This is a genomic window from Polaribacter sp. NJDZ03 (genome assembly GCF_019263805.1).
GTDB lineage: Bacteria > Bacteroidota > Bacteroidia > Flavobacteriales > Flavobacteriaceae > Polaribacter.
In genome coordinates, this window is the sequence record NZ_CP079195.1 from 573019 (window position 1) to 593862 (window position 20844).

Annotated in this window: 18 protein-coding genes and 1 pseudogene; 11 read left to right on the forward strand and 8 right to left on the reverse strand. The window is 29.5% G+C overall.

Features of this window, described 5'->3' with window-relative positions; all coding sequences use genetic code 11:
• Nucleotides 1-55: 55 nt before the first annotated feature.
• A complete protein-coding gene (locus tag KV700_RS02415; RefSeq protein WP_218598976.1) occupies nucleotides 56-493 on the reverse strand; it encodes a redoxin domain-containing protein in 438 nt (145 codons plus the stop codon).
• Nucleotides 494-645: 152 nt separating this feature from the next.
• Here KV700_RS02415 and KV700_RS02420 point away from each other — a divergent pair, with 152 nt between their 5' ends.
• Nucleotides 646-1653, forward strand: coding sequence for an LLM class flavin-dependent oxidoreductase (locus KV700_RS02420; protein ID WP_218598977.1), 1008 nt, complete (start codon nucleotides 646-648; stop codon nucleotides 1651-1653).
• 252 nt (nucleotides 1654-1905) lie between these two features.
• Complete coding sequence (locus tag KV700_RS02425; protein ID WP_218598979.1) at nucleotides 1906-2697, forward strand: patatin-like phospholipase family protein; 792 nt, start codon at nucleotides 1906-1908, stop codon at nucleotides 2695-2697.
• A gap of 1352 nt (nucleotides 2698-4049) precedes the next feature.
• Here the strand turns inward: KV700_RS02425 and KV700_RS02430 are convergent.
• The gene (locus tag KV700_RS02430; RefSeq protein ID WP_218598982.1) at nucleotides 4050-5228 is read right to left on the reverse strand and encodes an MFS transporter; all 1179 of its coding nucleotides are present in this window, start codon (nucleotides 5226-5228) and stop codon (nucleotides 4050-4052) included.
• A gap of 212 nt (nucleotides 5229-5440) precedes the next feature.
• Between KV700_RS02430 and KV700_RS17330 the strand changes: the two genes are divergently transcribed.
• Nucleotides 5441-5575 carry a hypothetical protein gene (locus KV700_RS17330; RefSeq protein ID WP_262887963.1) on the forward strand — a complete coding sequence of 45 codons (135 nt, stop codon included), beginning with the start codon at nucleotides 5441-5443 and terminating at the stop codon, nucleotides 5573-5575.
• Nucleotides 5576-5656: 81 nt separating this feature from the next.
• On the opposite strand, the gene KV700_RS02435 is transcribed toward KV700_RS17330, so the two are convergent.
• From KV700_RS02435 to KV700_RS02445, 3 genes are all read right to left on the reverse strand, one after another.
• The gene (locus tag KV700_RS02435) at nucleotides 5657-6904 is read right to left on the reverse strand and encodes a mechanosensitive ion channel family protein (protein ID WP_218598984.1); all 1248 of its coding nucleotides are present in this window, start codon (nucleotides 6902-6904) and stop codon (nucleotides 5657-5659) included.
• A 177-nt stretch (nucleotides 6905-7081) separates the two neighbouring features.
• Nucleotides 7082-7720 carry a thiamine phosphate synthase gene (locus KV700_RS02440; RefSeq protein ID WP_218598985.1) on the reverse strand — a complete coding sequence of 213 codons (639 nt, stop codon included), beginning with the start codon at nucleotides 7718-7720 and terminating at the stop codon, nucleotides 7082-7084.
• Nucleotides 7721-7766: 46 nt separating this feature from the next.
• A complete protein-coding gene (locus KV700_RS02445) occupies nucleotides 7767-8381 on the reverse strand; it encodes a DEAD/DEAH box helicase (protein WP_218598987.1) in 615 nt (204 codons plus the stop codon).
• A gap of 316 nt (nucleotides 8382-8697) precedes the next feature.
• On the opposite strand from KV700_RS02445, the gene KV700_RS02450 reads away from it, so the two are divergent.
• Together KV700_RS02450 and KV700_RS02455 are read left to right on the forward strand one after the other, a co-directional pair.
• The gene (locus KV700_RS02450; protein WP_166387254.1) at nucleotides 8698-9321 is read left to right on the forward strand and encodes a MarC family protein; all 624 of its coding nucleotides are present in this window, start codon (nucleotides 8698-8700) and stop codon (nucleotides 9319-9321) included.
• Between the two features lie 687 nt (nucleotides 9322-10008).
• Nucleotides 10009-11841, forward strand: coding sequence for a cation:proton antiporter (locus KV700_RS02455; protein ID WP_218598989.1), 1833 nt, complete (start codon nucleotides 10009-10011; stop codon nucleotides 11839-11841).
• Between the two features lie 501 nt (nucleotides 11842-12342).
• On the opposite strand, the gene KV700_RS02460 is transcribed toward KV700_RS02455, so the two are convergent.
• Nucleotides 12343-13266: an outer membrane beta-barrel protein gene (locus tag KV700_RS02460; RefSeq protein ID WP_166387250.1), complete on the reverse strand. Its 924-nt coding sequence runs from the start codon at nucleotides 13264-13266 to the stop codon at nucleotides 12343-12345.
• Between the two features lie 363 nt (nucleotides 13267-13629).
• Nucleotides 13630-14682 (reverse strand): oxidoreductase, encoded by a 1053-nt coding sequence (locus KV700_RS02465; RefSeq protein ID WP_218598991.1) that lies wholly within the window; start codon nucleotides 14680-14682, stop codon nucleotides 13630-13632.
• A gap of 216 nt (nucleotides 14683-14898) precedes the next feature.
• Between KV700_RS02465 and KV700_RS02470 the strand changes: the two genes are divergently transcribed.
• Together KV700_RS02470 and KV700_RS02475 are read left to right on the forward strand one after the other, a co-directional pair.
• Complete coding sequence (locus KV700_RS02470; protein WP_166387246.1) at nucleotides 14899-15867, forward strand: patatin family protein; 969 nt, start codon at nucleotides 14899-14901, stop codon at nucleotides 15865-15867.
• Between the two features lie 222 nt (nucleotides 15868-16089).
• A pseudogene (locus KV700_RS02475) lies at nucleotides 16090-16639 on the forward strand (transposase).
• Nucleotides 16640-16958: 319 nt separating this feature from the next.
• Here the strand turns inward: KV700_RS02475 and KV700_RS02480 are convergent.
• Nucleotides 16959-18434 carry a S41 family peptidase gene (locus KV700_RS02480; RefSeq protein WP_218598993.1) on the reverse strand — a complete coding sequence of 492 codons (1476 nt, stop codon included), beginning with the start codon at nucleotides 18432-18434 and terminating at the stop codon, nucleotides 16959-16961.
• Between the two features lie 157 nt (nucleotides 18435-18591).
• On the opposite strand from KV700_RS02480, the gene KV700_RS02485 reads away from it, so the two are divergent.
• The 4 genes from KV700_RS02485 (at nucleotide 18592) to KV700_RS02500 (ending at nucleotide 20715) form a co-directional block, all read left to right on the forward strand.
• Nucleotides 18592-19101, forward strand: coding sequence for an RNA polymerase sigma factor (locus KV700_RS02485; protein ID WP_166387240.1), 510 nt, complete (start codon nucleotides 18592-18594; stop codon nucleotides 19099-19101).
• Nucleotides 19088-19510, forward strand: coding sequence for a hypothetical protein (locus KV700_RS02490; protein ID WP_166387239.1), 423 nt, complete (start codon nucleotides 19088-19090; stop codon nucleotides 19508-19510). The genes KV700_RS02485 and KV700_RS02490 overlap by 14 nt, the downstream gene beginning before the upstream one ends.
• Nucleotides 19511-19550: 40 nt before the next feature.
• On the forward strand, nucleotides 19551-20060 hold the full coding sequence (locus KV700_RS02495; RefSeq protein ID WP_166387237.1) for a DUF4252 domain-containing protein: 510 nt from the start codon (nucleotides 19551-19553) through the stop codon (nucleotides 20058-20060).
• Nucleotides 20061-20172: 112 nt separating this feature from the next.
• Nucleotides 20173-20715 carry a DUF4252 domain-containing protein gene (locus tag KV700_RS02500; RefSeq protein WP_218598995.1) on the forward strand — a complete coding sequence of 181 codons (543 nt, stop codon included), beginning with the start codon at nucleotides 20173-20175 and terminating at the stop codon, nucleotides 20713-20715.
• Nucleotides 20716-20844 lie beyond the last annotated feature (129 nt).

Consider the following 20844-nt stretch of genomic DNA (forward strand, 5'->3'; position numbering starts at 1 on the left):
AATCTGAAATAAATTCAGATTGACAAAGAAAACTCTTTTTAGACAATCTCTTTTTTTATACATCAACTAAACTTTCTAAAGCATAAAATAATCTATTTGCTGCGTTTTCTTGAGATCCGAAGATAGAGCGAAACAATTCTCCTTTTTCTGAAATAAGCAACCACTGTGGCGTTCCTTCAGCTTTAAACTGATCGTACACTTTGTGGTTTTTATCAATATAAATCGGAAACGGATTCTCGCCACTTGTAAAAATACTTTTAATATTGGCTTTAGTTCCTTCTCTATTAGAAAAATCTGCATGAATACCTGCAACTTGAATTGTTGGATACTTCTGCTGAAATTCATATGCCAAAGGAATCGCACGACCTGTGCATCCTAAACAATCATTGTTATAAATTATCAGTAGTAAAATCTGGTTTTTATATACTGTCATTAAATCTACAGCAATTTCATCTAAATCTAAAACGGGTATGGATTGTATGGTGGTATTCATTTTAAAATGCTTGTTTTTAGAACTATGTACAAATTTAGCATTTCGTTATTTATATTAACAAAACATTATCTTAAAAAAGGACTACTTTCTGTAATTTTGTAAGCTTAAAAACGACACTATATTCGAAATATAATTATTGATTATTCGTACTTATGAAAACTCTACAAACAGCATATTCCATCTTAGATCTTGCTTTAGTTTCCGAAGGGAATACTTTAAAAGATACCTTTAATAATGTATTAGAATTAGCACAAAATGCCGAAACCTTTGGGTATACGCGTTATTGGTTGGCAGAACATCATAATTCTACAAATATTGGTAGTATTGCCACCTCAGTTTTAATTGGGTATGCTGCACAAGGAACTAAAACCATTCGTGTTGGTTCTGGCGGAATTATGTTGCCCAATCATTCGCCATTAATTGTAGCAGAACAGTTTGGTACGTTAGGCTCTTTATACCCAAATAGAATAGATTTAGGTTTAGGGAGAGCTCCGGGAACCGATAGAGAAACGGCAGAAGCCATTCGATCGGATTTTATGGAAGCAGCGCAACATTTCCCTAGAGAAATAGAAAAAATTCAGACTTATTTTTCTAAAGAAAACGAACATGCAAATGTAAGAGCTACGGTTGCAGAAGGCGTTGAGGTGCCACTTTATATTTTAGGATCTAGCACAGACAGTGCACATTTGGCAGCCAAAAAAGGATTACCGTATGCATTTGCAAGTCATTTTGCAACAACACATTTATGGAATGCTTTGGCCATTTATAGAGAAGAATTTCAACCTTCGGATGTTTTAGAAAAACCGTATATCATTGCGGGTGTAAACATAATTATTGCAGAAACCGATGAAGAAGCTGCCAATTTATCTACGTCTTTAATTAGAATGATTGTAGGTTTATTTACCGGAAAAAGAGATTTTGTACAACCTCCAACTGCCATGACAGATTATTATAAAGAGATTTTACAAAACCCGCAAGTACATCAAATGCTGAAATATTCTTTTATAGGAAGTAAAGCAACCGTAAAAGCAAAAGTAAAAGACTTTTTAGAAAAAACGCAAGCGGATGAATTAATTGCAGTAACTAATATTTATTCTATAAAAGATAGAGTTCGTTCTTATGAGTTATTTGCAGAAATTATGAAAGAATTGAATTCTTAATTTCTAATCAATTAAAATAATTGTTAAAAATCACAATGTCTGTTCGAGCGCAGTTAAGAATTATTGGGTTACTAATCAAGGTTTCTACTTATCTCAACCAAATTTTTGATAAAAGTGTATAGAAATTTTTTTCTAATTTTAAGATATTTTATAGTTGATTACCTCTAAAAACGATTGCCTTAGTAATAAATAGCTTCTAAGTTATTTAAGAAGTATATTTACGTGTATTTTCTAGACTAAAAAAAGAATCAATTGCTTAAAAATTACAGTGAACAACTTTCTAAATTAAATGTAAACATTCCTATAAACTTGGTATTATCTGGAGGAGGCATTAAATGTGCCGCACATTTGGCTTTGATAGAAAAGATAGAAGAACTTGGTTTACAAATAAATGCTATTTCTGGAAGTAGTGGAGGAGCTTTGGTTGCTTCGTTATATGCTTCTGGTATTTCTACACAAGAAATTTTAGAGATCTTTAAAAAAACAAGTCTTTTTAAATTTTCATTTTTCAGCATTACAAAAGCAGGGCTTTTTGATACTTTTTTATTTAAATCGATTATAGAAAATAAAATTAAAAATAAATTTAGCGACTTAGAAATTCCTATTTATATTACTGCCTCTAACATGCAAAGTGGCAAGTCTCGTTATTTTAGTAAAGGTCAATTATTAAAACCGGTGTTGGCTTCTTGTGCTATTCCTGGTATTTTTACGCCAATTATAATCAATAAAACACTGTATTCTGATGGTGGAATTTTAGATAATTTCCCAATTAAGCCTTTTCTTAAATCAGGTTTACCAATTATAGGAAGTTATGTAGGTAAACCTGCAAAAAAAACGCCTCAACAATTAAACTCAACCTTTAAAGTGATTGCACATGCTACGTATTTAAAAGCACATGCGGCAGAAGGTTTTAAATTTGCAGCTACAAAAATGACCGTTAGTTTTCCGTTGTCTGAGTATTCTGGATTAGATAATAAAGATTCAGAAAAAATATTTGATATTGGGAAGGGATATTTGGATGGAATTTTGAATAATTCATTTTAATTCTTTTTTTTTAAGATAGTTTGTTTAAAGAGACGTCATTCTTTAAACTGACACCTACAAGGTTTTTGAAACCTTGCAGGAGGAAATATCAATATATTTAATTGAATAGAGTAACAAAAATCTAATATTAAATTTATGGTCTTTATAAATAGAGGTTTCTTCTCTATACTTCTCAATGAGGATAAAACCAATAAATAAAATATAAATTATTACGAAAACTTATCCCGACATATTATAATTTTAGTAGCAATTCAAAAGGTATGGAACGGCAAGCTTTAGTATCAGTCACAGATTGCTTCGTGCCTCGCAATGACAATAAAACCAATAAATAAAATAAAAATTATTTCGAAATCTTATCCCGACATATTCTAATTTTAGTAGCAATTCAAAAGATATGGAGCGGCAAGTGTCCAAAGAACTTTTGCAGTCAGGACACGATAGTGTAATATCTTGTAGAATTCAATAAAATTATCAGAAGTCTAGATTTTGGTGAAGCCTGTGCTGAACTTGATTCAGTATTCATCAATGGAAAAGAGCAGTGAATAGAAAATTTTAAAAAGTATAGTTATATGCTATTACGAGTAAACCGAAGTACTCTTTAGCCTCTGTCACAGATTGCTTCGTGCCTCGCAATGACAATAAAACCAATAAATAAAATAAAAATTATTTCGAAATCTTATCCCGACCTATTATAATTTTAGTAGCAATTCAAAAGGTATGGAACGGCAAGTGTCCAAAGAGCTTTTGCGGTCTGGACACGATAGTGTAATACCTTGTAGAATTCAATAAAATTATCAGAAGTCTAGATTTTTGGTGAAGCCTGTGCTGAACTTGATTCAGTATTCATCAATGAAAAAGAACAGTGAAAATAAATTTTAAAAAGTATAGTTATATGCTATTACGAGTAAATCGAAGTACTCTTTAGTATCAGTTACAGATTGCTTCGTGCCTCGCAATGACTTATTAGACTTCTTTTATTTTTTAAGAATCAGTTTACCCAAATAAAAGATAATCCTTGTCAAAATCAACAGCTTTCGCATTATGAAATGTTAACTACATTCAATGTAATTATGACTTAAAAAGACCCTTCAGGTTTTTAAAACCTGAAGGGTCTCTCAAATGGTAATATATCACTCAACCAAAAATCTTCCATCTATTAAAAAATACCCTTCTCGTATAGAAACAATTTGCAAACGTCTATTAGGCTCTTATAAGATAGTGCATAGTTTCAGCTAAGATTTGTTCAATAAAAACACTCAAAAAAGTAAAAATATGAATAATAACATTAGGTTTAACAATTAAAATAGAACAGCTATTTTAGTGTTTTTGAAAAAACTAATTTATGTAAACAGTTAGACTTCTTTTATGATTGAAGTTTTAGGTTCATAAATAAATTGAACGACTAAAATACTCACAGATATTAAAAGTCCTAAACCAGCAACACCTTTCCAACCAAAGTTTTGCCAAGCATAAGCCCCAAAAAAAGTACCAAAAGCACCACCAATAAAAAAGCCAACCATATACACTGTATTCACTCGGTTTCGTGCTTCTGGATTCTTAGAAAAAATAGTAACTTGGTTGGTAATATGTAATACTTGCATCCCTAAATCTACAATAATTACTCCCAAAGCTAAACCTATTAGTGAATATCCAGAAAAGAAGAAAATAACCCAAGAAACCATTAATAATACGGTAGAGAAGATAATCATACTCTTTCTGGTATATTTATCATTCATCTTTCCTACAACGGTTGCTCCAAGTGCTCCAACAATACCAAAGACACCAAAAGCACCAGCAATATCACTATCGTAATTAAAATGATCTTCCATTAAAAAAACAAAGGTGGTCCAAAAAACACTTAATCCGGCAAAACCAAGTCCGCCGCGTAAAGCAGCCAATCGTAAGGAAGGTTCTGTTTTAAAATAATGCCCTATAGATTTTAATAAACTTCCGTAACTTCCTTTATAATTTGGTTTAATTTTTGGTAATTTATATTGAAGTAAAATAAAAAGCAACACCATAAGTATGGTTGCAGCAGAAAACATAAATCTCCATCCAAACCATTTGCCAATAACACCACTTATTACACGGCTTCCTAAAATACCAATTAGCAATCCGCTCATTACAATACCGATGGCACGACCACGACCTTTATCGTCTGATAATTGTGCAACCATAGGCACAAATAGTTGAGGTATTGCTGATGAAAAGCCAATAAAAAAACTACTGATTATTAAAAGGTATAAAGTACTAGATAAGGATGCTGCAATAAGTGATAATATCATTAAAGCAAAATCGAACTGTAATATTTTTTTGTTAGAAACCTTATCTCCTAAAGGAACAATAAACAACAATCCAAAAGCATACCCCAGTTGTGTAGCTAAAGGGACTTTGCTTATAGCAGATTCACTAACTCCAAATTCTAAAACCATTTGGTGCAGCAGTGGTTGGTTGTAATAGAGGTTTGCCACAACAAGTCCTGCAGATATACTCATTAAATAGAGTACGGAATTGGATAAATTTTTACTCATTTTTATAAAAATTAAATGATTTTTTTTTAGTCATTATTTAATAGAATAGCCTAAAAAGGCGGGATCAAATTTAGATATTATAACACCAAATTTATTCATAGTAACTACATTTTATATTGCTTTTTTTTATATATCTAAAAAATTATTAGATTGGATGTTTAACACCCCAAACAGTCTTTTACATTTAACTTAGAAAGCAAATAGTTTTATATTTGAAGTGTTTAGCTCATAAAATAATTACTTACTACTGGCAAAACTATTATGAATATGCAACTGTTTTATACAATAAAGTACAAGTAAACGGAACAAGATTTTATGAAGTAGTTGGTATTATAAATGTAAGCTAACATAAATACATTGGGTCATATCTATTGAAAAATAAGAGGGTAGTTGTAAAATTATCCGCCTATTTATATTCTTTTAGATTATTATTTTAAGTTAGAAAAATTAGAACTACTAGGCAATTCAAAGATTTGTAAATTAAAATAAGGGACTGCAGCTATTACATGATCAAAAATATCCGACATTATGTATTCGTAGTTTTTCCAGCGTTTATCACTACTAAAAGCATAAATTTCAATAGGGATTCCTTGCGTTTCTGGTGCCATTTGACGCACCATAATCATCATTTCTTTATTCGTACCAGAATGATTTTCTATATATGTTTCAATATATTTTCTAAAAACACCAATATTGGTAAGGTTTCTACCGTTTAGCAGTAATTCTTTATTGATATTATTGGTCTCATTATAGGCGTCAATATCTGCTTGACGGTTTTCTAAATAAGTAGTAATTGACTGAATTTTCTTTAAATCATTAACTTCTTGTGTAGATAGATAATGAATGCTTTCTAAGTTAATATTTAAAGACCTTTTTATACGTCTACCACCAGAATTAGTCATTCCGCGCCAGTTTTTAAAAGAATCTGAAATTAAGGCATAAGTAGGAATTGTGGTAATGGTTTTATCAAAATTTTGGACTTTTACGGTTGATAAATTAATTTCAATAACATCTCCGTCTGCACCATATTTTTCAAAAGTAATCCAATCTCCAATTCTTACCATATCATTGATAGAAACCTGAATACTGGCAACAAACCCTAAAATAGTATCTTTAAATACTAAGATTATAACTGCAGAAGCAGCACCAATGGTGGTAATAAATTTAATAAACTCAATACCTGTAATAATAGCAAAAGCAGATAAAATTCCGAATACCCAAGCAAAAATCATAAATACTTGCGTGTAACTATCTATTGGTTTGTCTTTTAAATTGGGTAAGGTTTTAAAATAATCTTTAAGAGAATTTAATAAACTTCTTACAATCCAAAGTATTAAAACAATGGTAAATACCTCTAAACTTTTCTGAAATATATTTTCTATATATGGAAAATCTAAAAATACAGCAGGCACACATTCTAAAGCAAAAATTAACGGAATAATATGCGCTACATTCCGTGGTACTTTATTTTTAACTAATAAATCATCAAAATTAGTTTTACTTCTTAAAGCAAACTGAGTAAATAATTGTACTATTATTTTTCTAATAATATAATCGATTAAAAACGTAATAATCAATACTACTATTAGCAAAGCAAACATATTTATATATGCAGCGTACGTTTCTGAGATTCCAGTAGTTATTAAGTAATTGTATAATAAATGTGCAAATTTCATAAATGAAGAGTTTTAAGCCTGTCTATTTGTTTAAAAATAGATGTAGTATGTGTAAATGTTTTTAAAACTAAACCTATTAATAAGTTAGCTTTATAATATCAATTTATTTTGATTTTAAAGTTGAAACGAAAAATGATATTTTACTTAGAGTAAACGCTCTAAAGCAACTAATTTTGACTAAAAAGTATGACGCTGCTCTTCTGTGGAAGATGCACTTAATAATTGGTTGAATTTTTTGATAGTATCAAAATTGCTTGAAATTTCATCGGAAACAGCAATTCCAGAAACACCTGTTTCTAAAATAGCCGTAACATCTTCTGTCGTTATTTCTCCAGCTCCAATAATAGGCGTTTCAGTTTTTAAAGCTTCAACAATTAAAGAAAACCCATTTAATCCTAAAGCGGTAGGTAAGTTATCTTGGTTTTTGGTATCTCTAAACGGACTTAAAGTAATATAATCTACCTTTTTGCTAATTAAGGCTTTACAATCTTTTAAGTTGTTTGCAGTTCCGCCAACAATTTGCCAAGTAAATAAATGTTCTAATGCTGTTGTTGCACAGAAATCTGTGTTTTCTAAATGAACGCCATCTGCTTTTACTTCTTTTGCAATTTTATAGTGATTGCTTAAAATTAATCTTGTTTGAAAGTGAGACGTAATTTCTCTAGCTTCTAATGCTAATTTTAGATATTTTTTTTCAGAAATAGCATTTATATGTAATTGCACTAATTCTGCTCCAGCCGAACACGCTTTCTGAATATTTTCTAGATGTTCTTTGGGAGAATTACCTTGAGATATATAATGTAGTTTAGGTATCATTATGAGTTCGTTTTTTAGAGGAGAGTTAAAGCTTTAAAAGCGTATCTTATTTAAGAGATATTGTTTTTGCGTATTGCATAAAATAAGACTCAAATCGTTTTAAAATTGGGTGCATTTTATCTGAATATAATACATATTGACATTTATGAATACTTTGTGTAATTGCCATTAATGCTGCATACGCCGTTTTTTCAATTAAAAATTCAGCATCATCAATGTTAAAAATCTTTAATTGCGTTGTGTTTATTCCTTCTAATAAAAGCAATTTATTCATAGTTTTAGGCGTAGCAATAAGTACGTCTACACCTTCAAATATTTCTGATTTTAACAATTCTATGTGTTCTCTATCATCACAAGCATAAATACGCAAAGCATCATATTTACTAAGTTTTATAAATTCATCATGTAATGCAAGGGCTTTTTCTGAGTTTTCTACTAAAACCAATGCTCTTGGTGCTGTACCAACTTCTTCACATTTTAATTTGTGTAAAGTAGTAAGTACTAAAGTAGTTGTTTTTCCGGCACCTGTTGGAGCTGTACAAAATACGTTTGCACCACTTTTAATAACAGGTATACTTTTACTTTGAAATAGAGTAGGGGTTGTTATTTCTAGAGATTCTAAAATCTCTTTTATATCTGCATGTAATTTTTTAAAAGGCATATCTAAAAAAGGTAAATGTTTAATGTAAAAAATAAGGGCAAATATACAACTTAATTGACGTACATATTTTTATGTACAAGGTGTTTTTTAGTAGTTCTAGTATAAAAGGTCTTTTTAACATATTCGTGGTAATACTTTATTATTTTAAGTTTTAAAAGCATCTATAATATGGCTTTTATAATTAATCTATTTCTTTTTTTAAAGGAGAAGTTTAAATTGTATCTTCCTACTAATTATAAAATCAGAAAAAAAAGACAAAATTACTTAGGTAATACAAAAGTTATTTGATTTTTTTGCAGTTCAAACCTCATACTAAATGGATAATCTAATCACCTTTGCAATAACTGTCTTTACAGGTTTTTTTGCTATAACCAATCCCATCTCAAACATGACGGTTTTTGTGTCTTTAACACGAGGATTAGATAAAAAGACAAAAAGAGACATTAATAAGCGTAGTAATATTATTGCTTTTGTAATTGTAACTGTTTTTGTTCTTTTAGGTAAATATATTTTTGAGTTGTTTAATATAAGTATTCCTGCATTTAAAATTACAGGTGGTATTTTAATTTTTTATATTGGATTTGAAATGCTACAATCTAAAAAATCTGATGTAAAAAATATAAAAAATGTAGATGTTGATGAAGATATTGCGGTGTCTCCATTGGCAATTCCTATTTTGGCAGGCCCAGGAACCATTGTAACTGCTATGAATTTTGTGGCAAATGTAGAAACCATACACATCATTTTAGTTATTGCTATATTCGGAACTATGAGTTTAATTACTTTTTATACTTTTAGATTAAGTGATTTAATAGTAAAAGTAGTTGGTAATAACGTAATTTCTGTTATTGGTAAAATAATGGGTTTAATAATTGCCATTATTGGTACAGGTATGGTGATTACAGGTATTAAAATTTCTTTTCAATTAATGTCTTTATAATTCTAGACATATCATCATTCAATATTTGAAGGAAACTTAATTTCCGTAAGTTCATATACTTTAATAGGTTTAGTAATACAGCGTTTAATTCTTTTTAGAGCATTTCTTAATTTTATAAAAGGAAATTTGTTTTTTCACAATCTTCTGGGTACTATGTAACTCAGTTATAGGTAATACATAAATTACTAATTGCAATCTTAACCATGTTATTTAAGGTTGCTTTTTTGTTTGATACATCTATTTTTTACGAAACAACAGCACCTAACTTATTTATAATATTACTGTAGCAAATGTTATATTAGTTGATGTACTTAGTTGTAAATGTAGTTTATCATCAAAAGAAATAAGAAACGTATTTACGGCATTATTGTCAACACTTAAAACTGCTTTTTTATTTTCAATTTAAAAGACTTATTTTAAGTCTTTTAAGTGATTTTTATTCTTTTTTATTTTCAATTTAAAGAAATTATTTATGCTTGTATATTCATGATTATTTAGAATATATATTGCTTTTTTTTTCTAATATTATAAAAAAAGCACTTTTAATTTAATCTAATTTTTAACATTCAATTTCTTAAAAAAATAAGTAATTAATTTAATAATCGTGATATCTTTGAACTTAATATAAAGAATTACAACTTTTGCATTTGTAATTATAAAAAGTAACAAAATAAATAAAGTTAAAATATGACAGGAAGTCTACTTTTTATTGCAATTATATTGTTAGCAGGAGCAATTATTTGCGTGTCTATTGCCAAACGATTAGGTTTAAGTTCTGTATTGGGCTATTTAATAGCAGGTGTTGTAATTGGGCCTTATATGCTAGGAGTTATTGGAGAAGAAGGACAAGATATTATGCATATTTCTGAGTTTGGGGTTGTAATAATGTTGTTTTTAATAGGTCTAGAGATTGAGCCTAAGAATTTTTGGAACATGCGAAAAACCATTTTAGGAATGGGAGGTATACAAGTTTCTGTAACCATGTTATTATCTTATTATCTCTTTATATATTTTGATTACGAATCTAAAGTTGCCTTGGTATTATCTATGGCTGTAGCACTTTCTTCTACTGCAATTGTACTACAGACTATAAAAGAAAAAGGATTTATGAATACCACTTCTGGCACCTCTGCTTTTTCAATTTTATTGTTTCAAGATATCGTTGTTATTTTTATGATTGGTTCTATACCGTTAATGGCTAGTTCTAATCTAAAAACAGTTAACAATAATCATGGTGGGCACGTAAATTTATTAGATGGTTTGCCAATGGAACTGCAAGCCTTAGCCATTATTGCATCTGTAGTTTTTATTATTGTAGCTGGTCGTTATTTAATTGTACCTATGTTACGTAAAGTTGTAAAATCTGGAGTTAGAGAGCTCTTAATTGCAGCTGCTTTTTTAATTGTTTTTGGTATTTCATTTGTTATGGAGTATGTTGGGTTAAGTCCGGCGTTAGGAGCCTTTTTAGGAGGTGTAGTCTTATCTAATAGTGAGTTTAAGCATGAGCTAGAAAGCACTTTAGAACCCTTTAAAAATCTTATGTTAGGGTTGTTTTTTATTGCTGTTGGTGCTTCTATTAACTTTATTGTAATTGCTAATAGTCCTTTTACTATTGGAGGTATTTTAGTTGCTGTTATTTTTATAAAAGCCATTGTTTTATTTATAGTAGGCCTTATTTTTAAATTAAAAATAGATCAGAATTTATTGTTGACTTTTAATTTATCGCAAGTAGGGGAGTTTGCTTTTGTATTGTTGTCCTTTGCTTTTCAATCTAGTATTTTAGACCAAGAACATCTAGACATTATGCTTGTTGTTACCGCCTTAACTATGGCTATTACACCTATTGCTAGTATGATTAATGAGCGTTTAATTCTTCCTAGAATAGGGACAAAAGAGTCTGTAAAAAGACCCATGGACGAACACACAAAATCTGAAAAAATTATATTGGTTGGTTTTGGACAATTTGGAAGTACTATAGGTCGTTTTTTAAAATCTCATGATATAGAAACCACTATTTTAGACCACGACTCTAATCGAGTAGATTATCTTAGAAAATTAGGTTTTGAAGTGTATTATGGTGATGCAACACGTATGGGGTTATTAGAGTCTGCCGGTATTGCAGATGCTAAAATTTTAATTTGTGCAGTAGACAATCCAGATGCTGCCCATGAAATAAGCAAACAGGTTAAGAAAAAATATCCGCATGTAGAATTAATGGTTAGAGCAAGAAATAGATATGATGCCTACGAGTTGGTTAATTTAGGAATAGAAAATATATATCGAGAAACTTTAGAGACTTCCTTAACGTTAGCTTGTGATGTTTTAACTAAAGTTGGTTTTCAAAAAGAAACATTAAAAAAACAAGTTACCAACTTTATTAAGTACGACGAAGAAAGTATAAGACGTTTGGCAGCAGAACCTAAAGGAGACGATAATTATATATTTAAAAAGCGTGAAGAATATAAACAGCAAGTAGCATCTCTTAAAGAAGATATTAAAAGAGATAAAATAGGATCATAAACCTATTATTTAGTTAATATGCTTTAAGTAACTGTAAGTCATTATTTTAACTTTAATTTTTATTACTTTTTTTATTCATTATAATTATAAAATAATTACAATACGGTTATATGCTTTAGATAAAATATTTAATCCTGCTTCGGCAGGATTTTTTTTAGCCTAAATACAAGTAAAAAGAGGAAACTATCTTAGTAAATAGATTAATAAAGATAATATATACACTTAGAATAAGTGAGTTTAAAAGGCTTTAAAACTGATGAAAATACCTTTTATCAATATAAAAAAGAAGAAAAAATTACAAAGAAGCAGGCAAGAAGATGCTAATTTATAAAAAGAAGAAGATAAAAAAAGTGGTTGTCTAAAGTGAAGTTTTACGTTAACCTGAATTTATTTCAGATTCTTATCAATTATAAATTTTGATAAGTTGAAATACTGAAGCAAATTCAGTATTTCAAAATGCAATACTTTTAGACAACCACTTGTACTTAGGTGATAATACTATTATTTACTAGAACCACTAAATTTATAAGTAACTCCAAAATTTAACCCAAAAGAAGAATAAGGAACTTTTTGAGATAATTTTTTGATATGAGTAGCTTCTCCTGCTTGTGATGCTGCTTTTGCTGTTGCTAATTGCTCAATTGCTTCTGCATGAGATAATTCATCTACATAAGTGGTTGTGTTAAAAACATCATTACCAGCACCAGTAGGTTTTGGCAAGCCACTTTCTAAATTGAAATTAGCAACGACTGTACCATCTGCTAAAGCAACATCTGTATTAAATTCTTTAAATTCAGAATCCTTTCTTTTTAAACTAATTCCGTAGTATTCTGCTTCTACAAAAAGAGCAAAATGTTCATTTAAATCATAAGAATATCCTAATGCACCCACAAAACCTAAAGGAAATTGCCCATGAAAGTCTTCTATATAATTTGTTTCAGAATAAGAACCATTAGGTAATCCTTGGGGCGATGGATTTGCATCTGTATAGAAAGATTTGTTATAAACAACAGCTTCTGTTTTACCACCAACTTTAATTAAAGCACCAATACGTCCGTAAAAGTTAGATGAAAAATTATAAATCATAGAAACAGATCCTCCAAACGCACGTGCTCTTGCAATGGCGTTTACTTCTGCAACACCTGGTATAGATGTTTTATTAATTGTTTGGTCTGCACCATGTAAATATCCCAAACCTAATTCAAGCCCAAATTTTTCATTTAAAAAATAAGTTCCTCTTAACTGAAAATTCGAACCTTCACCATAACTACCATAATTGTTTTCTGTACCTGTTGTAGTTGTTGTAGTTCCTGTAAGCATCCCAGCACTACCCATTGCGTAACCACTACTTGCCGATATTTGAAATTGTGCTAAAGAAGCTGTACTCACTAAAATTGCTGCGACTGCTGTAATTAATTGTTTCATACTATTTAATTTTTGAATTATTTATAAAAAGATAGAAATTTTAGGTTTTACCGTATCTCAAATAAAAAGATTTGATTGCTAACTATTAGAGATCATTTTAAGCGCCATAAATTAAAATCGATGGCAAATATACTTTTTTTTTGATAAGGTTGATAAACCTAATTAAAGGTAAATATTTTCAATTTAATAAGATACTTTTTTAGTGAAAATATTGATAAATACTACTAACTACCTGCTAGACATATAGATAGTAAATACGCTAAAAAGAATTGCTTTTTTAGTTTTATTTAAAACCATAAGAATGTGAGGTTACTAATTATCTAATTATAGGTTAAGTTTCTGTAATTTTAGTACCAATAATGGCTACTTTAAAACTAGTTTTCCTAATTTATTGTTACCAGATAACCAAGCGGTTTTTCTATCTACAAACTGTATCGCATAATACGGTTCTTTACTAACCTCTGTCCAGGTAATACCACCATTATTAGAATATGAAATTCCTGTTACACCAACAGCAAAAACTTCTTTTCCTTTGGTTTTAGGCACATACTGCACACAGCTTTTGTAGTTAGGGTTTTGTCCATCGGAAACTAAAGTCCAAGTGAGTCCGCCGTTATTAGTTATGGCTTTATTTGCGTTATTTTCTAAAGGTTTAGAGTAGTCACCACCTATTATAATTCCATTATTTTTATCAACAAAATCAATAGAATAAATACCTTGTGGTCCATTTCCTTGCACAATTGGCGTGTTATAAATTTGCCAAGTATTTCCAAAATCATCCGACTTTAAAATGCGTGCTTTTTTTCCTCCAGATGCTATCCAAACTGTATTTCCAATAGTTTTAATATTGGTATTACTTGCAGCAAAAAAAGCTTCACCATCTTCAAATTTAGGTAAATTAGCACACGGAATTTTATGCCAAGTATCTCCACCATCTGAAGTTAGAAGAATAGACGCACAATTTTCTGTAGGATCTCCAACCGCAATGCCATGTTGGTTATCATTAAAAAACTGCAAAGCATCATAAAAAACTTTCTCGTGATTCTCTGTGTATTTTAAGGTTACTTTTCCATCTGAAAGTTGATATAATAAAGCAGGATTACCAATACTTAAAGCAAAAATACCTTTATTATTTGAAGCAATACTTCTAAAATTTGGGCGAATAGAATCTTGATATTTAATTTCTAAAACAATAGGTTTTAACTTAGAATTCTCATTATCAGAAAAGAAACCAATATTTCCATTTGAGCCTGCATATACAACTTCATTTTTATTAATAACCTGAATTGCACGTATGCTAACACTGTCTATTTTAAATTCTTTTACGGTAATAGTCTTGATTTCTCTAGGTTGATAAATGTCTGCACAAGACACAAAAGCTAGGAAACCAAAAATAAATATGATTATTCTCTTCATTTTTGATACTTTTATAGCTCTAAAATAGTTGTTTTTTTAAAACTTATTCGCTTATTTATTGGAGAGGTAAGAATATATTTAAATTAAAAAATATTATTTTAGATTCTGCCGGTGTTCGTCTTGATTGAAAAAGATAGGTGGGAATGACAATTTTAAAGGTATTTACTATAAAAATAGTGAGACTTTTTTTTAAAAATAACAAATCGTTTTTAGATAATGAAAAGAGCATTGGTAATTTCAGGAGGAGGAAGTAAAGGGGCATTTGCAGGCGGAGTTGCGCAATACTTAATGAAAAAAGAGCATAAAGATTACGATATATTTATAGGCACATCTACGGGGAGTTTAATGGTTTCTCACTTAGCTTTGGGCAAATTAGATGAACTAAAAGATCTTTACACCAATGTAAATCAGAAAACTATTTTTAGTAATAATCCTTTTAAAATTAAAAAAGTAGCCGGAGAAAAAGTAGTTAGTATTCGACATTTAAATACTTTTTGGAACTTTTTAAACGGAAGAAAAACTTTTGGAGAAAGTAAAAACTTACGAACTTTAATTAAGAAAAAAATTACTAAAGAAATATATCATGAAATTAGAAATAACAACAAAGAAGTTGTTGTAACAGTTTCTAATTTAACAGCCAATCAAATTGAATATAAATCTATAAACGATTGCACCTATGACGATTTTTGTGATTGGATTTGGGGTTCTTGCAATTATGTACCTTTTATGAGTTTGCTAGAAAAAAATAATTGTCAGTATGCAGACGGAGGTTTTGGTTCTTTAGTACCTATTAGAGAAGCTATTTTAAGAGGAGCCACAGAAATTGATGCTATTATTTTAGAAACAGAAGTTACTCAGTTTAATAAATTACCCGCTACAAACCCATTCTCTTTATTGTTTGATGTGTTCGATTTTATGTTGGCACATGTAGAAAGACACAATATTACCATTGGTAAATTAGCGGCTACAAATAAAGGAATTAAATTAAATTTATATTATACCCCAACTGTTTTAACAACTAATTCTTTAGTTTTTGATCAAACTTTAATGCGTAAATGGTGGAAATCTGGTTATAAATATGCAAAGTCTAAGAGAGAAGAATTAATGAGTGAATTTAGACCCGATGTTTTAACTGATCAGGAAATTGAAGAGGGGATAGACGATTTAGAGGACTTAGACTTATAAATTCATTCGGTTTTTTTATGCCTTCAGATATAAAGTTTATGATATTTTATTGATTATTCGCTAGCGCGAGCGTCTCGCTCGTGAAACAACAAATAAAATACAAAAAGTAATTTACAAAAAGCTTATATGAGATATTTGCAATGATTAGTTTTTTAATAAAATAGCTGTGTGTGCACGAGCGGGGCACTCGCGCCAGCAGATAAAAATAATAAACTTATATAAATGAGCAGAAAATATAAATTTGGAGAAAAATCAGGAGCTTATTTTATCAGTTTTGCTACTGTAAATTGGATTGATGTGTTTACAAGAGACGCTTATTTTTGGTGCATTATAGCATCTTTAGATTATTGTAGAAAGAATAAAGGAATGGAAATTTATGGATATTGTATTATGCCAAGTCATATCCATTTAATTTTTCGTTCTGCTTTAAATGATCCTTCAGGTTTAATTAGAGACTTTAAGGGGTTTACTTCAAAAAAAATGCTGAAAATTATTGAAGAAAATCCTCAAGAAAGCAGAAAAAAAATGGATGCTTTGGATGTTTGAGAGAGCTGGGAGAAAGAATAGTAATATTACTAATAGACAGTTTTGGCAACAACATAATCAGCCAATTGAAATTTGGTCCTTGAAGGTATTTGAGCAAAAACTAAAATATATTCATAATAACCTTATAGAAACCGGTTTTGTAACTGATGCTATAGACTGAAAATATAGTAGTGCTAGAAATTATGGCAATAACGATTCCAGTATCTTAGAAATAGATATGAATTAGATTATTAACAAATAAAGTTACATAACGATTGAATTTGTTTTCACGCTAGCGGCAGCGGAGCTGTTGAGTTAAGATCTGTACAAATAATGTTACATAACAACCGAACGCATATTTATGCTAGCGCGAGCGTCGCGCTCGTGACACAACAATATAAAAGTCAATAAGAAAGTTATAAAAGGCCTATATATGCTGTTTTTTAATTATTTATTTTTTTGAATAAATAAATATTGTGTAAAAACACGAGCGGGACGCTCGCGCTAGCGGAGGAGCACTAGCGAGGCACTAGAGTCAACAAATGTAAGGTTCAGTAATTATAGATTTACTTCTTAAATTCCACATACATTTCATTAGCAAAAGGTCTTTGCAATTTAGAATTGGTAATTGGTTCTTTTTTAATAGAAACAGGTGTTTTTGCAGAAGGTATTATTCCAAATTTAATATAATTTATCGTTCTATTTAATAAAGGCTCTGTTCTGTTTCCTAATACACCTAAATTTATGGTTCCAGAAATTTGACCATAATCTTCCTCAAACGCAACTTCTGGTGTATAACCATTAGGGTTGTTTTCTCCCTTAGCATTGGTTATTTCTAGCACAATAGGTTGCATAGCATAGGTGTGATTTGTGTTTAAATTAGCACCATTTCTCTGTAAATTATCAGAATCATATAGAGTTATAGAACCTACTTGTTTACCAACTGTTTTAGTTCCAACTAATTTTACATCAATATATGCACTTAAAGCATTTATAACTAATTCTGAAGCAGATGCAGTATCTTCTGTTACAATAAAATAGACAGTAGGAAGATTTAAACTATTTATTAGTTCTTTTGTACTTGAAATGTTATCTGTAAAATAATCTATAATATTACTAGCATTATTATTTTCCATGACTTTTTTATTCCACATTTGTTTAGAAAAGACAGTTGTGTTAGATTCTGTCGTAATCATACTTCCCAAATAAGTTGCTGTTTGTACAGAGCCACCACCATTGTAACGTAAATCTATAATTAAATCTGTAACTCCACTTGCTTTAAAAGTAGCAAAAGCAGCATTTAATTCACTATCATAAGAACTTGCAAATTGATTGTATAATAAATAACCAATTTTTTTAGTTCCTTCCGTAAAAACTTCAACTTTTGCAATAGGATTTTCTTGTAATTGAGATTTTGTTAAATTAATAGAATTACCGTTTAATATCGGGTTTCCTCCATTAAAATTGGCTAAATTAATAGTGTAACTAATATTGTCACCAAATAGTAAATTTTGAAGATTTTTGTTTGTAATTTGTGTACCATTAACAGCTTTAAAAACCATACCTCTTAACACCCCTTTAGTATCTGCATCTGATCCTGGTACAACGTATCTTACAACACCATAACCATTAGTATTGTTGTCTTTTTCTGAATATAAAACAAATTCCATTCCATTACTTATAATGATTCCTTGAAAAGAGTTTTCTAAAGCTACATAATCATCCACAATCCAAGAAAAACGGTCGTACCCTTTTTCATTTAGATCATACCCATTTTCTTTTGTGTATAATAAATTATCAAATAAATTTTTTGGTGATGAAAAGCCTTCTAAATAACTATTTAATTGATTCTGATTGCTAAAACGTAAATCTGCCAAATCAGGAACATCACTTTGCCATAAATAGTAAGCATTTAAACCTCCCAAAATAAAATTTTCAACTTCTAAATCAGTGGGAATACCATCTTCACTTTTATCACAATTAATAAAGAGTAGGGAAATTATAAAAAAGACAATTACTTTAGGGAATAATTTAAACGTCATGAATTTATGTTTATAGGATACAACGCAATATAAAAAGAAATAGTATTATTTTTAAAATATGTTGTAACAAAAGATATTGTGCATCGTCTTAATTATGTAAACCGATAATAACAACATAAAATTAGTATCAGTTTACAAGAAAAATCAACCAAACCAAATGAACCAGTCAGACTTTTTAAAAGTTGTTTTACCCTTTAAGGATAAAGTATTCCGTTTAGCAAAAAGACTTTTAGTTTCTACAGAAGAAGCTGAAGATGCTACACAAGAGCTGATCTTTAAATTATGGAAAAGCAAAGAAAAGATTGCTGAATATAAAAATGTTGAAGCGTTTGCTATGACCATGACAAAAAACTATTGTTATGATCGTTTAAAAAGTAAACAAGCAAGTAATTTAACATTAATACACAGTAATTATAAAGAAAAAGATACGTCTTTAGATAAGCAAGTAGAACATAGAGATAGTGTAAACCAAGTACACCAATTGATAGAAAACTTGCCAGAGCAACAAAAAATTATTATTCAATTAAGAGATATTGAGCAATATGATTTTGATGAAATCTGCAAAATGGTAGACATGAAGCCAACAGCAGTAAGAGTTGCGCTATCTAGAGCGAGAAAAACAATAAGAGAACAATTAATTAAAAAACACAACTATGGAGTTAGCTAACATAGAAAAATTAGTAGAAAAATACGAAAACGCAGAAACGTCTTTGCAAGAAGAAACAACCTTAAGAAACTATTTTACAGGAGGGTCTGTTGCACCACATTTGCAAGAATACGAATACATGTTTAACTATTTTGCTACTAGCAAAGATGAAACGTACACAAAAACCATTAAGTTAGAACCTAAGAAATCTAAAAATAGAAACTTAAAATGGTTGTCTGTTGCAGCATCTGTAGTCTTATTATTTAGTGTATTTATTGGTAAAAATGAATACGAAAGATATCAAGCTAAAAAACAATTCGATCAAATAAGTAAAGGGTTAATGCTTTTATCATCTAACCTTCAAAAAGGAGAGCAAGCGGTAGCTACCTTATATACTTATGAAGACACCGTAAAAAAAATATTAAAATAAAAACCAAGTAACAATAGTAAACCAAGTAAACACAGAAATTATGAAAAAAATAGCAATATTAATAGCGTTAGTAATTGCCCCAATGGTAACAAGCGCACAGTCCTTTTTTGATACTTTAGAGGATATGAACGGAGTAGATATGGTAGTAGTAACCAAAGATGCTTTTGAGTTAATCTCTAAATTTAAAAACGTACAAGTAGATGATAATGAAGGAATGAAAGTCTTTCAAATGATTCAAGAGTTAAAAGAGTTTAAAATGTTTTCTACAAAAGATACAAACATTGCAAGTAAAATGGAAGCGATGGCAAATGCTGCAATTAAAAAACAGAATTTAACACAGTTAATGCGTATCAAAGACGATAATTCTCATGTAAAAATTTACGTGCAATCTACACAAAACAAAGATTTTGTTAGTGAAGTATTAATGTTTATTAAAGGAGTTGATAAACAAACAAGTGGACAAGCAGAAGCAATCGTAGTTTCTTTAACAGGAAACATAGATATTAATAAAATGTCTGAATTAGCAGATACTTTTTCTAAAAACAAGTAAATTAATGTCTGTTCGAGTGCTGTCGATAAATTTATCAGTACTAAAAGGATAAAGATAATTTAAAACAGGACTCAAAAAGAGACTACTCATTAACAAAAACTTAAAATAAATCATGAAAAATACAACCAAAATACTTTCTCTTTTATTACTTGTTTTTATGATTACTTCATGTAAAAATGAAAAATCATTACAAGGATATTTAGTAGAGAGTCAAGATAAATCTGGTTTTATCACCGTAGATATTCCTACAAGTTTTTTACAATTAAAATCAGATGCTGTATCAGACGAAGTTAAAGAAACTTTAAAAAGTATACGAAAAGTAAACGTAGTTGCTTTGCCAATTAAAGGAAATGAAGCTGCGTATGAAGTGGAGAGATTAAAATTAAAAAGTATTTTTAAAGATAATGAAGATTATAAAACTTTAATGTCTCTAAAAGCGCAAGGAATGAATGTAAGTCTTTATTATACTGGAGATACAGAATCTATAGATGAAGTAATTGCTTTCGGTTATGGTAATGAAATTGGAGTAGGAGTTGCCCGTTTATTAGGTGATAACATGAATCCTGCTAAAATTATAGAGATGATGAACAGCGTTAAATTTGATGGTGATAACATTAATTTAGAACAATTTAGTGCTATTTTTAAAGGGAAATAGATTTACAGTATTCAGTATAAAGTTGGCAGTTCTAGTATTCAGAAGTAGTTTATCACTGAATACTAGGATTGTCAACTTTTTTTATGTCAAAAAAACTCAGGAATTGAACTTTTTTTTTAATGTAAACAG

Excerpts from the sequence above, each read along its gene's own strand:
- KV700_RS02415 (WP_218598976.1), bottom strand. The coding sequence starts at position 493 with ATGAATACCACCATACAATCCATACCCGTTTTAGATTTAGATGAAATT.
- KV700_RS02420 (WP_218598977.1), top strand. The coding sequence starts at position 646 with ATGAAAACTCTACAAACAGCATATTCCATCTTAGATCTTGCTTTAGTT.
- KV700_RS02430 (WP_218598982.1), bottom strand. The coding sequence starts at position 5,228 with ATGAGTAAAAATTTATCCAATTCCGTACTCTATTTAATGAGTATATCT.
- KV700_RS02435 (WP_218598984.1), bottom strand. The coding sequence starts at position 6,904 with ATGAAATTTGCACATTTATTATACAATTACTTAATAACTACTGGAATC.
- KV700_RS02440 (WP_218598985.1), bottom strand. The coding sequence starts at position 7,720 with ATGATACCTAAACTACATTATATATCTCAAGGTAATTCTCCCAAAGAA.
- KV700_RS02445 (WP_218598987.1), bottom strand. The coding sequence starts at position 8,381 with ATGCCTTTTAAAAAATTACATGCAGATATAAAAGAGATTTTAGAATCT.
- KV700_RS02450 (WP_166387254.1), top strand. The coding sequence starts at position 8,698 with ATGGATAATCTAATCACCTTTGCAATAACTGTCTTTACAGGTTTTTTT.
- KV700_RS02455 (WP_218598989.1), top strand. The coding sequence starts at position 10,009 with ATGACAGGAAGTCTACTTTTTATTGCAATTATATTGTTAGCAGGAGCA.
- KV700_RS02460 (WP_166387250.1), bottom strand. The coding sequence starts at position 13,266 with ATGAAACAATTAATTACAGCAGTCGCAGCAATTTTAGTGAGTACAGCT.
- KV700_RS02465 (WP_218598991.1), bottom strand. The coding sequence starts at position 14,682 with ATGAAGAGAATAATCATATTTATTTTTGGTTTCCTAGCTTTTGTGTCT.
- KV700_RS02470 (WP_166387246.1), top strand. The coding sequence starts at position 14,899 with ATGAAAAGAGCATTGGTAATTTCAGGAGGAGGAAGTAAAGGGGCATTT.
- KV700_RS02480 (WP_218598993.1), bottom strand. The coding sequence starts at position 18,434 with ATGACGTTTAAATTATTCCCTAAAGTAATTGTCTTTTTTATAATTTCC.
- KV700_RS02485 (WP_166387240.1), top strand. The coding sequence starts at position 18,592 with ATGAACCAGTCAGACTTTTTAAAAGTTGTTTTACCCTTTAAGGATAAA.
- KV700_RS02490 (WP_166387239.1), top strand. The coding sequence starts at position 19,088 with ATGGAGTTAGCTAACATAGAAAAATTAGTAGAAAAATACGAAAACGCA.
- KV700_RS02495 (WP_166387237.1), top strand. The coding sequence starts at position 19,551 with ATGAAAAAAATAGCAATATTAATAGCGTTAGTAATTGCCCCAATGGTA.
- KV700_RS02500 (WP_218598995.1), top strand. The coding sequence starts at position 20,173 with ATGAAAAATACAACCAAAATACTTTCTCTTTTATTACTTGTTTTTATG.